The sequence below is a fragment of the Thalassospira sp. TSL5-1 genome (assembly GCF_001907695.1).
GTDB lineage: Bacteria > Pseudomonadota > Alphaproteobacteria > Rhodospirillales > Thalassospiraceae > Thalassospira.
Genome location: NZ_KV880640.1, coordinates 27,000 through 41,669, shown reverse-complemented (window position 1 = coordinate 41,669; position 14,670 = coordinate 27,000). Strand labels below are relative to the sequence as shown.

The 14,670-nt window shown below is 52.9% G+C and carries 16 protein-coding genes; 2 read left to right on the top strand and 14 right to left on the bottom strand.

Annotated elements, in window-relative coordinates:
* Position 1: 1 nt before the first annotated feature.
* From LF95_RS18820 to hmgA, 13 genes are all read right to left on the bottom strand, one after another.
* Entirely contained in the window at positions 2 to 643 is a 642-nt protein-coding gene (locus LF95_RS18820; RefSeq protein WP_073956743.1) for a vWA domain-containing protein, read from the bottom strand.
* Positions 644 to 682: 39 nt separating this feature from the next.
* A complete protein-coding gene (locus LF95_RS18815; RefSeq protein ID WP_073956742.1) occupies positions 683 to 1,849 on the bottom strand; it encodes a TerD family protein in 1,167 nt (388 codons plus the stop codon).
* Between the two features lie 104 nt (positions 1,850 to 1,953).
* Positions 1,954 to 2,532, bottom strand: a complete 579-nt coding sequence (locus tag LF95_RS18810) for a TerD family protein (protein ID WP_073956741.1) — start codon at positions 2,530 to 2,532, stop codon at positions 1,954 to 1,956.
* 76 nt (positions 2,533 to 2,608) lie between these two features.
* The gene (locus tag LF95_RS18805; protein WP_073956740.1) at positions 2,609 to 3,187 is read right to left on the bottom strand and encodes a TerD family protein; all 579 of its coding nucleotides are present in this window, start codon (positions 3,185 to 3,187) and stop codon (positions 2,609 to 2,611) included.
* Between the two features lie 72 nt (positions 3,188 to 3,259).
* Positions 3,260 to 4,210, bottom strand: coding sequence for a calcium/sodium antiporter (locus tag LF95_RS18800; protein ID WP_073956739.1), 951 nt, complete (start codon positions 4,208 to 4,210; stop codon positions 3,260 to 3,262).
* 62 nt (positions 4,211 to 4,272) lie between these two features.
* Positions 4,273 to 4,722 carry a tellurite resistance TerB family protein gene (locus tag LF95_RS18795; RefSeq protein WP_073956738.1) on the bottom strand — a complete coding sequence of 150 codons (450 nt, stop codon included), beginning with the start codon at positions 4,720 to 4,722 and terminating at the stop codon, positions 4,273 to 4,275.
* A gap of 11 nt (positions 4,723 to 4,733) precedes the next feature.
* Positions 4,734 to 5,324, bottom strand: coding sequence for a TerD family protein (locus LF95_RS18790; protein ID WP_073956737.1), 591 nt, complete (start codon positions 5,322 to 5,324; stop codon positions 4,734 to 4,736).
* Positions 5,325 to 5,730: 406 nt separating this feature from the next.
* Positions 5,731 to 6,831: a cysteine protease StiP domain-containing protein gene (locus LF95_RS18785; protein ID WP_073956736.1), complete on the bottom strand. Its 1,101-nt coding sequence runs from the start codon at positions 6,829 to 6,831 to the stop codon at positions 5,731 to 5,733.
* Positions 6,831 to 7,568: an HAD family hydrolase gene (locus LF95_RS18780; protein ID WP_073956735.1), complete on the bottom strand. Its 738-nt coding sequence runs from the start codon at positions 7,566 to 7,568 to the stop codon at positions 6,831 to 6,833. Before LF95_RS18780 ends, LF95_RS18785 begins: the two co-directional genes overlap by 1 nt.
* Positions 7,568 to 8,773, bottom strand: coding sequence for a phosphoribosyltransferase domain-containing protein (locus tag LF95_RS18775; protein ID WP_073956734.1), 1,206 nt, complete (start codon positions 8,771 to 8,773; stop codon positions 7,568 to 7,570). Before LF95_RS18775 ends, LF95_RS18780 begins: the two co-directional genes overlap by 1 nt.
* 27 nt (positions 8,774 to 8,800) lie before the next feature.
* Positions 8,801 to 9,427: a DUF1523 family protein gene (locus LF95_RS18770; RefSeq protein ID WP_073956733.1), complete on the bottom strand. Its 627-nt coding sequence runs from the start codon at positions 9,425 to 9,427 to the stop codon at positions 8,801 to 8,803.
* Positions 9,428 to 9,931: 504 nt separating this feature from the next.
* Positions 9,932 to 10,942: a fumarylacetoacetate hydrolase family protein gene (locus LF95_RS18765; RefSeq protein ID WP_073956732.1), complete on the bottom strand. Its 1,011-nt coding sequence runs from the start codon at positions 10,940 to 10,942 to the stop codon at positions 9,932 to 9,934.
* Positions 10,943 to 11,011: 69 nt separating this feature from the next.
* Positions 11,012 to 12,385: a homogentisate 1,2-dioxygenase gene (gene hmgA, locus LF95_RS18760; protein WP_073956731.1), complete on the bottom strand. Its 1,374-nt coding sequence runs from the start codon at positions 12,383 to 12,385 to the stop codon at positions 11,012 to 11,014.
* A gap of 79 nt (positions 12,386 to 12,464) precedes the next feature.
* Between hmgA and LF95_RS18755 the strand changes: the two genes are divergently transcribed.
* Complete coding sequence (locus tag LF95_RS18755) at positions 12,465 to 12,893, top strand: MarR family winged helix-turn-helix transcriptional regulator (RefSeq protein ID WP_073956730.1); 429 nt, start codon at positions 12,465 to 12,467, stop codon at positions 12,891 to 12,893.
* Between the two features lie 17 nt (positions 12,894 to 12,910).
* Here LF95_RS18755 and LF95_RS18750 read toward each other — a convergent pair whose 3' ends face one another.
* Positions 12,911 to 13,729, bottom strand: coding sequence for an IclR family transcriptional regulator (locus LF95_RS18750; RefSeq protein WP_252509834.1), 819 nt, complete (start codon positions 13,727 to 13,729; stop codon positions 12,911 to 12,913).
* A gap of 211 nt (positions 13,730 to 13,940) precedes the next feature.
* On the opposite strand from LF95_RS18750, the gene maiA reads away from it, so the two are divergent.
* Positions 13,941 to 14,579 carry a maleylacetoacetate isomerase gene (gene maiA, locus LF95_RS18745; RefSeq protein ID WP_073956728.1) on the top strand — a complete coding sequence of 213 codons (639 nt, stop codon included), beginning with the start codon at positions 13,941 to 13,943 and terminating at the stop codon, positions 14,577 to 14,579.
* Positions 14,580 to 14,670: the final 91 nt, after the last annotated feature.

Genomic DNA, 14,670 nt, shown 5'->3' with positions numbered 1-14,670 from the left:
ATCAGGATTTTGTTAGATTGACTCCCGCTGGCGTCGGTGGAAGTTCATCAACACCGTCAACATCATTTTTGTTCTGATCGATCTTGCGCGAAGAGGTGGTAATTGATGCCGATACCCATTTGAAAAAGGAGGCAATGGTCGCACCATCTGCCGTATCAAGCGTCACCACAATCTCGGAAATCGTTTCCAGAACTTTGGTATCTGCCCTTGGGCCCGCCGCACAACATACAACCAGGCCCGGCTTTGCGGCCTTAAACGCGGCAAGGCCTTTCTCCCAGCTATCGGTCGGGGCACCATCCGTCATCAGAAAAACCAAAGGCTTCCAGTCGCCCTTGGTATCCATATCCGATTTATGAACCTCGCGATCGATACAATCTGCAACCAGCGAAAGCGCCTCGCCCAGCGAGGTTGCCCCATTGGCGTCGATGTCGGGCGCCTGAAATTCGGTCAGTTCCGTCAGGGGCACAACCTGGCTGGCGGAGGTATCAAAGGTGATGACGGACAAATATGCCGTTTCCAGCGCATAAGGATCCTGGCGCAAGGTACTGACCAAAAGGTCCAGCCCGTCACGGACGGCATTGATCGCCTCGCCGCGCATGGATGTCGACGTATCAAGCAGCAGGTATACGGGAAGTCTTCTCATGCTCTAAACCTTTCTCTGATAAACATCGACAGTCGGGCGCTATTTCCGGCCCGCACGCCAGGCCAGTCCCCAGCCATAGGCCCGGTCAACCTGTTCGTGACCGTTAAAGAAACGGACCTCGCGACTGACGCGGATCTGGTTATTATCGTTTTCCAAAAGGGCAACGGCGCACATCACGTCTTTTCTGCTGGTGCTAAGTTCGTTCATGCGCACTTCGATTTCGGGCTGGCCGGGCACCATCATCCGGATAACACCGTCGGTTTCCTGCCAGTTGGCGACACCTTCGTAGATGAAAGCGACAATCAGAATCCGCCGAAAAGACGGCCACGCATCGCCATTAATTTCCAGCCATTCACCATCGGCGGATGTGCCTGAGCGGTCATCGGCCATCAGTTTGGTAAATGGCATATTGTTCAAGTCACCAAACGAGTTACCAAGCGCCTGGACAACACCTTTCTCACCAGTTTGGAATTCAATAAAAGCCCCCAGATCAAGGTCGATGCTGCGCTTGCCCATGCCAAAAAAACCGCCTGGCTTTGGTTTTTGGTTCCAGTTCAGATTGACCCGGATGCGGCCAAATTTGCCGTCATCCTTTTTCAGCGAAATCGTGCTTTCCTGTTTTGTCAGCGACACCTTGGAAAGATTGACAGTCGATCGGGGCGTTTCCGGCACCGAGCCCGGTTTTGCGCTTGGTGCAGGGCTGGGCTGGGCCGCAGGTGCGGCAACCTCGACCCCAAAATGTTCGGCCAAGGCCTGCAATCCGCCATTAAATCCCTGGCTGACATTGCGGATTTTCCACTGGTCATTGCGCCGATAGATCTCGCACAGGATCAGGGCGGCCTCGGACCGACCGGATGTATCGACCGGCATTTCGATGCCCGGCGAAGCCACGAGTTTTAAATCGCGAACAGACGAAAAGGCACCATTATCAAGCGTGGCGTTGACAACAATCTTGTCAACATCGGCCCCGACCTTTGCCAGATCAAAAACAAAACTCTGTTTGTCGGCACTGACCTTCAGGGTCACAGCCCCGCCACCGATTGTTTTTTGATTGAAAAAACACATGTCGCCGTCACCGCGCACCTTGCCGTTGGCATAAAGCTGCAACGCCGTCACATCAATCGGCGACCCCTGTGGCAACAGAACATCAAGCTCGAATGTCAGCGAAGGAAGCGGGGCGTTTGCGCCCATTGCAAGGGTGGTCATGTCGGATCTCCTGACATTCGTCCAAGTGATGTTTACTGCCGGTTTGAAGGTGCGAGATAAAAAAAGTGCGCCCGGACATTTATCCGCGCGCACTTTAAAACAGTTTAGCCGAGATTCACGCCATGCGAGGAAGCTAGCGGGCCGAGGCCACCTTCAAAACCGGCGCCAATAGCCTTGAACTTCCATTCGTCATTGTGACGATAGACCTCGCCGAAAATCATTGCCGTTTCGACGGAATAATCTTCCGACAGGTCATAACGAGCCAGTTCCTTGTCGCCATCCTGATTGACGACACGCATGAAGGCATTGCCCACCTGGCCAAAATTCTGCTTGCGTGCTGCTGCTTCATGGATGGTTACGGCAAAGACCAGTTTTTTGACTTCTGCGGGAACTTTCCCGAGGTCAACTTTAACCTGTTCGTCATCGCCTTCACCCGCGCCGGTGCGATTGTCACCGGTATGCTCGACAGAACCGTCGGGGCTTTTGGTGTTGTTATAGAAGACAAAGTGACCATCAGAGAGCACTTTGCCGTCTTCACCGCACACAAAAACCGAGGCATCCAGGTCAAAATCGGTGCCATCCGTCGCGCGCGGATCCCAGCCCAGACCAACGATCACTTTGCTCAGGCCCGGAGCCTCTTTGGTCAGTGAAACGTTGCCGCCCTTTTGAAGTGATACAGCCATTGTCAGTTCCTTCCATTAATTCACAAAGACATGCCGATAGACACACCGGCACGATTGGGTGTCACAGGAATAAAAATTAGCCGATATTAACGCCGTACTGTTTGCTCAGCGCGGCAAGACCACCATTGTAGCCTTGGCCGACAGCCCGGAATTTCCATTCACCGTTGTGGCGATACAGCTCGCCAAAAACCATTGCAGTTTCCGTCGAATAATCTTCGGTCAGGTCATAACGAACGACTTCGCTGCCTGTCGCATCATTCACAATGCGAATAAAGGCATTGGTGACTTGACCAAAAGACTGCTTCCGCGCTTCAAACTCGTGGATCGTTACGGTAATGGCGATCTTCTGAACGTCGGCCGGAATGGTATCAAGATTCACCTTGATCGCTTCATCGTCACCCTCGCCCGCGCCGGAGCGGTTGTCGCCCGTATGGCTGACGGAACCACATGTCGAATTCATCTGGTTATAGAAAATGAAATCGGCATCACTCCGAACCTTACCCGCTTCGTTCAGCAAAAATGCCGAAGCGTCGAGGTCAAATTCGGCACCGTCAGTCTGGCGTTCATCCCATCCGAGCCCGACAAGAATTTTCGACAGTCCCGGGTCTGTTTTAGTAAGCGAGAGGTTTTGACCTTTGGAAAGCGTCAGGGCCATTTCTTATCCTTTCTAGTCAGAGAACGTTGAGAAAGATTGCTTTTCATCTTCCCGGAAAGTTTCTGCCATGCGTCAATACTGATACTGGGCAAAGGTAAAGCCCAGATAGCCAACAGCCATCAACGCACCGGCGACACGGCCTATCCTGCCGGCAAACAGCAGGAACGCCGCAAAAAGCAATGTCACGGCAACAACAATCGGCATGTCGAAGCTGGCAAATCTGCTGTCGATGACCAGCGGCTTTGCTACCGCCGAAACCGCCATCACAGACAATATATTGAAAATGTTGGAACCGACGATGCCACCAATGATCATGTCGGAATGGTTTTTGCGTGCCGCGGCAACACAGGCGGTAAGCTCCGGCAGCGAGGTTCCGAACGCAATGACGGTCATGCCGATCACCGCCTCGGGAACACCCAATGCCATGCCACCCGCCACGGCCCCCTGAACAAGAAGCTCGGAGCCAACAACCAGCGTCACAATGCCAACAATCATCATCACACCAGGATAAGAACTGTCAGCTTCGTGCTCCTCGACCTCTTCAACGTCAAGCTTTGCGGCTTTGTACTGATAGACAACATACAAAACGATTGCCACAACCATGACAATGCCGCCCCAGCGCGGCAACAGTCCATACATGATCGCAGCGACCATCGCAGCTGTGGCACCCAGCATCACCAGCGCATCCACACGCACCTGGGCCCGAAGAAAGACAATCGGGGCGATTATGGCGGAAATGCCAATCACCATCAGGACATTTGCGATATTTGAACCAACCACATTGCCAACCGAAATGCCCGGATACCCGGACAAGTTGGCATTTACAGAGGTAAAAAGCTCTGGTGCGGAGGTTCCAAACGCGACAATCGTTGCCGCAATAAAAAGTTTTGATAAACCAAATTTTTCGGCAATGACCACAGCATTATCAATTGTCCAGTCACCACCTTTTACAAGAAGATAAATGCCAAAAGAAATCGCCCCCAGGGCGACAACAACAAGCTGGTATGTATTAAGTTCGTGCATTTATATTTCCTGCAATCATAAAACGGGCAGGCACGCGGGCCTGCCCGAAAGCTCATATCGGCTCAAAGATCGAAATCGGCAGGATTCAGACCCAGTTCGCGTGCAATCTCCGCGACCATCGCCTTTTCCTGCGGATCAAAATCGCCGTCAGCAGCACCAATCGCGCAGACAACCCGGACAAGCAGCCGTGCCTGTTCATCATTGCCCTTGATTTTGCTGATCGTTTTCAAGGCAGAGGCTTTGCCAATGCCATGATCAAACTCAAAATCAGCTGCCGCTTTTTGGAAAACGTCGATAATCTGGCGCATATCAAAATGCTTGAGCTCGTCTGCACGCTCAATAAAGCCAGCCATCTTCTGCTTTTCAGAGGAATCAATGCTGCCATCTGCCGCGGCAACCAGGGCACAGCCATTTACAACAGCTTCCATGAAGGCCCTGTTTTTGAATTTCGAGGCTTCTGCTGTCAGCTTGGAGCGCGCTTGCGCGGCGTTTTCTTTTAACCAGTTTAGCATGAAATTACTCCTTAAATCGCTGCCAATGCCGCGCCGGCAAGGTCATGGGCGGTGCGGCCATTGGTGGGCGTACCGTGTGCGGTCAACTGCCAGCCAGAATCCGTTTTTTCCATCGACGCCATGACAACACCGGTATGACGGCCCTTCTCGGCCAGGGTATAGCGGCAAATTTCGGCGTTTTTGCTGTGGTCAACAAGACGCGCAAAAGCGTTATCGACTTCGTCAAACGTCTGTCCACGAAAACTGTTCACAGTGAAAACAAGGTATTTTGCCCGCGCATCCAGGGCCTTGAGATCGACATAGATCGTTTCGTCATCGCCATCCCCTTCGCCGGTCAGATTGTCGCCACTATGGGTGATGGCGTTGTCTTTTGATGTCAGTTGCTGAAACCACACCAGATCAATCGCGTTTTTGTTGGCATCAAAAACAATCACCGAGGCATCCAGATCAATTTCATCTGCACCCCCGCCGCCCAGCAGGCTGCTGAAAAAGCCCTTTTTTTCCGGTTTTGCCGGGTCCCAGCCGCACCCCATGAAAACCTTGGATAACCCCGTGTCTTTCTCCAGAGACAAGGTCTGACCTTTGGAAAGGGAAATGCTCATTTAATTCTCCTTATTCTCCGAATCGTGAATTTCAACAATCGACGGAGTGTTTAACCTGCATCCTGATACAAACTGCGCAAAAGAGAAACCCGATAACAAAATTTTATTTTTTCGGTAACGCAACAGAACGCTGAATTTTATTTTATTCCGTTTTATAGAACCTATTTAAACTTACAAGTCTGATAGCTGTGAACTCGATCATCGTTGGCAACACACCATTGACAACCAACCAATAAAAATCGCCGATAACGCAATCATAATGCGCTTTTTGATATCCCATCCCCGATCGGAAATATCAGGGATAATAACCCGTCGCGAATATCGCCTTTTTTATGCCACAATTATAAAATTGCACCGGCACTCAAAATATATCTTCACTTCCAAGCACAACGTGAAAAAAACGTCATCAGGACATTTTTTCAATCAGCGTTATGGCACGGTACGGACCCGTAAGATCTGCATTTTCAAGCAGTTCGACCTTGTCCAACCGGCACAGATGAATGAGTGCCGCAAGATCAGGGTCTTCAAGTGACCTGATTATGACTTTTTTGGGGCGCCTTCGTAAAACAGCCCGGGTTGCCTCGGCAATACCGGGTTTAATCCGGTTAATGTTATCGACATCAAACAAGCCAGCGACAGTATTAATACACGCTGACGCCCGCGCACGCAGATTTGCCAAATCGATTTCAGGTTTTGGCATTCCATATCCGCCTCGGTATTTCGGCATAAGTGCTGTAATACGGTTCACAAAATCGAGGGATATATCTATATCTGCAAGATGATTGACCGGTATGGATCCGTGAAAATCTGCCGGGCCTATAACCTGACGGTTCAGAATCGATCTGCTGATTAAACCTGAAACATTTGCGCCAAGAATACCCGAGGGAATAAGCCAGTCTTCATGTGACCCTGCCATTGAAGCAAAACCGCTGGGGTCAGCCAAAACGGCAAGCTCAGCATTGGAACGCCCCGTGATTTCCCGCCACGATTTGGTTAATTCGGTCGAAATCGCACCCTTGCCGGTCCAGCCATCGACAAAAACAATCCCCTCAACCGGGCGTTTTGCAAAAATAAAATCAAGGGCATTCCCATCAAGTCCGCGATCGCGAATAATAGACATACCAAAATGCTGGCTATCCACGCCAAGAGCGGACAATTCACGGTGCAGCAAAACACCATAGGGCACCCCGGCCCGCACAAGCGAACATAAGGTAATCCGCCGATCCAGTTCGTTGCTGTCAATCCGTGCGACAATATGGTGCGCAAGCCCTGAAATCTCGCGTGCAATCCGCTCTTCGCTCTGCTGACGGGCGGTTTCAAAGATTTGCAGATAGCGCGCATCAGGGCGACGTTCCTGCGAAATCATTTCCGAATAATGCACGGTGCCGCTTTGGATATTTCTTTCCTTGGTTGCAATATCCGTTGGCGCAATCTCTACCTGCTTTAGAAGAAATGTAACATCTTCGGGGTCATAAGACCCTTTGATCAGTTGGGAAGGCCAAGACATCAGCCATCCTCCGGGCATAATTTTATTTGGGCTATCTGGGAATTTTTCGGGATCACCAGCATGTCGCACGCCGCCATAAAGGGAAGGTCTGTCAGACTGTCCCCCATACCAAACACGGGTACGGATGATCCATCAAGCGCCAGCTTTTCCGCCAGATATTGAACGGCATGCCGCTTGGAAATACCTGCTGGCGTAAATGACAGGTTATTGTCATTGCGATGACGCACCAGTGCCGCCCCGGCAACCTCGCAAAGTTCAGCATCTATGTCATCGAGCCTGCGGGCGTCTTCGTTCGACTTGACACAAAAATAAAATCCGGCCCCGAAATCCTCGACGATCCAGTACCGGAACCGGCCTGCCGGGGTTTGCCGGGCCATAAAGGACATCAGGTTTTCAAGCCCGGAGGCCACCGCATCGGCTTCCTCCTTCATCCTTGCATGCCAGTCAGGATCGGGAGTGCCCGACGGCGTCAGAATGACGCCACCATTCGTGCAGATCTGATAATCTTCAAAGGGCAATTTGCACCGCCCCAGGGCTTCTGACGAGCGGGCCGTAACGGGAATAAACCGTGTCGAGGCCAGCAGCCACTTCATCATCATATCCTGTGCGGCCGTCATGTAGGAATGACTGCCATTCAACGCTTCCGCCGCCAATCGTTCAGGACGAGGAGGACATTCCATCTTTCGTGCTGTTTGAAAAACCGTATCATCCAGATCAGAAAAAAAAACAGGACGCACTACGGCTTTCCTTCCATCGGCTTCAATACAGAAATGGTACCGATGCCATCAATGACATCTATTTGACCCAAGGCCGACAAAAGCGTGTCGCACAGCCCGTCCGATCCGGTCTCGGTGAAAAACAAAATACGATCCCAATCCGACGGCACAACATTGTGCATATACATCCAGAAACCCTGCCCGTAATGGTCCGGGAAGCTCAGTTTATGGCGAATGGTATCACCCCGAAGAATGGGAGAGCGCGTCGTTGTAATAAAACGCGTGTAAAATCCGCGCTCCCTTAATGCTTCTGCCGCCAGCATCGGTTGCCACACATGCTCGCCAGCCCCAACCACCAGAATGCGATCACCGGCGGCTGGCAATTCAAGACCATTCTGCTGAAGAATTGACAGAATATCCTCGCCTGATTGCCGGTCTTCACGGCTGGAAAGGCCCAGACGGGGGGCCGCAAATTCCTGAACTGAATCAGGCACCCAGGCCGAAACCGAAGGATCGCACGCCCCCGGAAGGGCCCGCGGTGTTTTTGTCCGGTCAGGGCTCCAGGACCATGTTCCATTCTGGGCGGTCACACTAAATATATCGGCCTCCTCGAAGATACCGCCAACGGCATCTCCCGCCTTGCCATCCGACCAGTCCGTCAATGTCACAAGAACAAGGCGGCCAAAACTCAGCCCTTGCGCCTTCAGCCCGGCAGCAAGTTTGGCAAAGGTCGCGCCAGTTGTCGCCTCGTCATCCACAATCACCAGTGTCGCATCCGGCCCGTGATGAAGAACTCCCGGCCCTGGCTTAAAGATCAAATGATCCACCGCATGAGAATGGCTTTCTTCGATCCGGAACCATTCACGCGCACCAGCCGGGGCAAACCGCGTTGTTGTGAGATAGCCCATGTCGCGATCAGGATCAGCCAACCTCAGACAATCAAATACGCCCGCGCCAATGCCAACAGCGGTTTCGGCAAACCCCATCACAAATACCGGGCCTGACAAAAGATGCGCCAGCACCCCGTCGGCCAATTGCTGTAAAACAGCGCGGTGTTTCGCAGGGTCAACCGGGATATGACGCCCCAGAATTGTGGAAACAAAAAGAAACGCCCGTTTGGGATTTAAACGTTCTGCAATGCGAAACAGGTCAGGCCCTTCGCGTACAGGTGTGGTTAACGTCAAAACTCCGGCTTCAAGGTCATAGGTTTCCGTTTGCCTTAGCATATCTGTCGATGCAGCCTTTATTGTTAATTAATCCGTTTTGCGATCATCAGACTTCAGAAAAGACTCAATATCGGCATCTTTATGGCGGGCTTCCTGCCGGGCACGCTCAGCAGCCTGTTCGGCCTCGCGTGCTTCACGTTCTTCCTTTTCCTGGCGTTCTTGCGCCCTGGCCTTTAACCGGCGCCTTACGCGCAAAAACACAAAGGCCGCCAACCCCAAAAGACCAACAATGACAATTGTGTTGAATACAGGGATATGAGTATATCCCGGTTCGACCGCCCATACCTTTACAGCATTGGGAAACATGGAAAATGCGGCAATGCGCCAGCCATACCGCCTTACCGCGATAAGCTGCTTGTCCGTCGCGAAAGACTGCACCTTGGCCTGAAGATCTGCCGAGTTGAATTTCAAATAAAGGAAATTATCCTCGTTACGATAAACTCTCGGCTTTCCGTCCTGTGTCTCTGTTTGCAAAAAATAGACATCGCGCGTGCGCTGCTGCCCCGTTTTCGAATCCTCGGTATCCATACGCTTGATTTCGACACCAACAGCTCTCACCACATCGACTTGTGGCAAGGCGTAATCAAGCACCAGAATTATGGTAAGCAAGGGAATCGCGACAATAATATTTCGGAAAGTCAGGACGTTCTTCATTGTGGCGACCTCGCACTTTCTTTCTGTTCTTACTTTTCAGATCTTTGACAATATTTAGCTACCGCAAAAAACGCGTTGCGAAAACCTCAAAACAAAAGCCCGGCGAATTTAACCGAAACTTTTTATTTCGCCAGACCCGATATACCCCGCCCTCAAAAACGGCTTTTATAGCCTGTTTCCATCCGCCCCGTCCGGGCAGCGAAACCACCAAATATGCCGAAAACCCGCCTGTTTGGGATCATGTGACCCTGAAGAATAAACCTTCAGCCCGTATTGCCGAACGCGGTTTTCATCACATTTCCGCCGACAAATGCGCGTGTGAACCGCATAACAGTTCAACCGTGAACGAAAAGCACCATTCCGCATTCTCAAAACCCGGAGACAGGCACGGATACACACACCGTCATAAAGAACCCGGCCCCTGCCATCATTGGCAACCGGAGCCGGGCTTAATGTATAACAGCACAGTTATCAGGCGAACCGCTCGAACCCAAGAGGCGGGAGCTAGCCTTTATATTGTTCCACTGTCTGATCAATGGTGCCGAAAACGGACTGGCCGTTGGCATCGCGCATTTCAATTTTGACAGTGTCGCCAAAACGCATGAAAGGCGTGGTCGGTTTGCCATCACGGATGGTTTCGATCATTCGGATTTCGGCAATGCAGGAATAGCCCGCACCGCCATCGGCCACCGGTTTACCCGGTTCGCCGTCCAGCTTGTTGGAAACCGTGCCTGAACCAACGATGCTACCCGCACTTAACGGGCGGGTTTTGGCCGCGTGGGCGACAAGCTGACCAAAATCAAAGGTCATGTCGATGCCCGCATTGGCCCGGCCAAAGGGCTTGCCGTTCAAATCGACATTCAGGGGCAAATGCACCTTGCCGCCATCCCAGGCATCGCCCAGTTCGTCGGGCGTTACGGCCACGGGCGAAAAGGCCGATGACGGCTTGGACTGGAAAAAGCCAAAGCCCTTTGCCAGTTCCGCCGGAATAAGCCCACGCAACGAGACGTCATTGACCAGCATGATCAGGCGAATGGCTTTGCGGGCTTCTTCGGGGCTCGCGCCCATTGCGACATCATCGGTCACAACAGCAACCTCGCCTTCCATGTCAATGCCCCAGGCTTCATCGCCCAGCACAATCGGGTCCTGCGGGGCGAGGAAGCTGTCTGACCCGCCCTGATACATCAACGGATCGGTCCAGAAACTTTCGGGGATTTCCGCCCCGCGTGCCTTGCGCACAAGTTCGACATGGTTAACGTAAGCCGAACCATCCGCCCACTGAAAAGCGCGCGGCAGCGGCGAATGCGCCTTTGCCTGATCAAACACATCGCCAAAGGCAACATCGGACTCAAGCTTTGCGGCAATATCGGCCAGTTTGCCTTGCGTCACTGCCCAATTATCCAGGGCATATTGCAGGGTTGGCACGCCATCGATGGGGGCACAGCGGCGCAAATCGCGGGATACCGCGACCAGTTTTCCATCACGGCTGCCGTTTTTAAGGGTGGCGAGTTTCATGGGTCCTGTCTCCTTGCCGGGTATGTCCGGTCTTTATTTGAAATCATATTTGCAATTGTGAAATTGGGCTTAGTCCTGGCAACCTTCCGGTGTGCCATCAAAACGGCGTTCCAGGCCCTTCCAGCAATCCTGGTAATCATCCTGCAAGCCGGGCAGTTCGGCAGCAAAACGGGTTAGTTGCTGTGGCAGGCGGGTTTCAAACATAAACGCCATCGTGCCATCCAGCTTGACCGGTTTAAGGTCGCTTTCCGATGCCTTGGTAAAACCTTCGGTATCGGGACCATGCGCCAGCATCATGTTATGCAGGCTCATGCCACCGGGCACAAAGCCCTGTTCCTTGGCGTCATACTGGCCCTCGATCAGGCCCATAAATTCGCTCATGATGTTGCGATGATACCAGGGCGGACGGAAGGTATTTTCCGCCACCATCCAGCGCGGCGGGAAAATAACAAAATCGATATTCGCCGTTCCGACCTCGCCCGAAGGCGCGGTTAACACGGTAAAGATCGAGGGATCGGGATGGTCAAACAGGATCGCCCCCACCGGCGAGAATGTCCGCAGATCGTATTTGAACGGCGTGTAATTGCCGTGCCAGCCGACAACGTCCAGCGGCGAATGGCCGATTTCGGTTGCGTGAAACTCCCCACACCACTTTATCAGCACCCGGCAGGGGGTTTCCTTGTCTTCATAGGCGGCAACGGGTGTTTTGAAATCACGCGGGTTGGCAAGGCAGTTTGCGCCAATTGGCCCGCGTTCAGGCAGGGTGAATTTGGCGCCGTAATTTTCGCAAACATAACCCCGCACCCCACCATCTGGCCCGGCCGCGACGATGGAAACCTTAAACATCATGCCGCGCGGGATAAGGGCAACTTCCAGCGGCGCAACATCCATAATACCCAGTTCGGTAAAGATGCGCAGCGTGCCAATTTGCGGTACCACAAGCAATTCGGCATCGGCATTAAAAAAGTAATCATCCACCATGTCGGTGTTACAGACATAAATATGGCTTGCCATGCCCGCCTGCCCCATCGCATCGCCAGCGGTGGTGATGGTGCGCATCCCGGCAATGAAATCGGTCGGATCAGACGGCATTTCAACCGGATCCCAACGCAACTGCCCCAGTGCCAGGCTGTGATCGTTCAGGCAGGGAGCGGTTTTCCAGTAAGGCAGATCGATTTTTTCAAACCGGCCATTGTGGCGCACGCTGGGGCGAATGCGATACAGCCAGGACCGTTCATTGGTGCCGCGCGGCGCGGTAAAGGGCGAGCCCGAAAGCTGTTCGGCATAAAGGCCATAGCTGCATTTTTGCGGGCTGTTTTGGCCCTGCGGCAAAACGCCCGGCAGACATTCGGTTTCAAAGTCGTTGCCAAAGCCCGACATATACTGCAATGCGCCCACCTTTTCGTCCGGGTTCTTTTTTGCAGAAACAATGTGATCGGCCATTGTCTTCTCCCTAACATTATTTGATATAGTTACAGACGTAACTATAATTTTTGTAACTATCAAACAGCGATCAAACGTGATGACAGAAAAATTTGACCTGCATGGTTTCCTGCCCTTTGTGCTGCCTCACACCAGCGAAAAGGTCAGTTTCGGTTTTCGCGACATTTACCGGGACCGATACCGCATGACACGGTCCGAATGGCGGGTGCTGGCAACGCTGGGCCAATATGGTCCACAAACTGCAACCGACATTGGCACCCGCACCGGCCTGCATAAAACCAAGGTTTCGCGTGCCGTGGCCTCGATCGAGGCACGTCGCTGGCTCAAACGCCAACAGGATGAAACCGACCGCCGCATTGCGTTAATCACGCTGACCAAACAGGGCGAAAGCGCCTTTGCATCCCTTGCAAAGGCGGGCATCACCTATAACCAAAAAGTCCGTAACCATCTTGGCGAGCAGGATTTTGATGCGCTGATGACCCTCCTTGGTAAACTTGAAAGCATGTAAAACATGACATGCCGAACCTATGGACTGCTGCGCGCATCCCCGCCCCAATCCTTGTTAAACTGAGCGATGGCGCGCAAAAAGGCGTCAAAGGCCGGGTGGCCCGGCTGAAAATAATTGGCCTTGGGATTCATCAGGGTGACACAGCAGGCAACTGACCCATCCAGGTTAAAAACCGGCGCGCTAATGGCCGAAAGACCCGGTACAATGTCGCCTTCAATCACAGCGGCGCCACGGGCCTGAGTGCTGACAATCAGGCCCTCAACCTTTTGATCATCCCAATGTAAAATATCCTGTTCGGCACGCATGACATGTTCAATCGCCGAACGCGGCATGGCCGCCAGAAAGGCCTGCCCGGTGGCGGAGCGCAACAGTGGCATCACCGTACCCAACCCCATTGTCGAAATCACCGGCGGCCCCCCATGTTCGGTGCGAATCAGGACCGGGCCACGTTCGCCCCAAATGGCAAGATGCCCCGATGACCGCCAGTCCAGTGTTAAGGCCCGCAACAGCCGCCCGGCCCGCATGACCACATCGTTGCGTTCAATTGCCGACAGCCCCATGCGCAAGGCCATTGGCCCCAAGCCATATAAACCAGACTGTTCATCCTGATAGGCAAGGCCGATACGCGCCAGACTGGTAAGGTAACGATGCACCTTGGCCGCGGGCATGCCAACAGCTGCCGCCAGATCCTTAAGCGGAACGGGATACTGAAAATCGCACAGGGCGGAAATGATGCGTCCACCCACCTCGATGGACTGAATGCCCTTGCGGGTATCGCCGGCTTCTTCCTCTGGCAAATCAATCACGGTGGGGTTGCTGGGCTGCGCTGGTGTCACGATCAACAAAAAGCCTGTTAAAATTTCATATTGCGTAATTCATTATATATAGCATAATTCCAATCTGAAAGAGGAAATCGCATATCGGAACATGACGCCGACAATCACACCGCTTCTTTCGGTACGTTTGCCGGTCGCCTGAAATGCGGTTCTTTCATTACGGAGTGGGCATTTGCCAACACAGCCAAGGCCACATAAAAAAGAGCCAGGGATGAAACTGAACGATCTGACCTTTTACGATTACTTCCGGTCATCGGCGTCGTATCGGGTGCGTATTGCGCTCAATTTAAAGGAATTGCAGCCCGAAAACGTCACCACGATTGACCTTCGCACCGGCGAACAGGCTGCCAGCCCCTATAAGGCGGTCGAGCCTTCGGGCCTGGTGCCGTCCTTTCAGTTTGGCGGCAAGACCTTTGGTCAGTCGCTGGCGCTGATTGAATGGCTGGATGTTACCTATCCGGTCCCGCGCCTGATCCCGCAGGACGCGATGGCCGCCCTGGCGGTGCGCGAAATCGCCCATACCATTGCCTGCGATATTCACCCGCTGAATAATTTGCGCATTTTAAAATATATCACCGGCACCCTGGGCGCATCGGAGGATGCAAAGCTGGACTGGTATCATCACTGGATCAAAACCGGGTTTGATACCCTTGAGGCGTTAATTGCCCCGCACAGGGATGAAGGCCCGTTCTGCCTGGGCAAACAGGCAACGCTGGCGGATGTTTGCCTGGTGCCACAGGTTTACAATGCCCGCCGATTTGATGTGGACCTTGCCGCCTACCCGGCCATTTGCGCCGTTGATGCCCATTGCCAAAGCCTGCCTGCCTTTGCTGCCGCCGCACCGGAATAATCCAACATCAATTGCCCGCCCCTTGGGAAGGTTGCGAAACGCGCCACATGGTCACATCGCAACCACACAGAAAATCAACAGGGAGAGAACA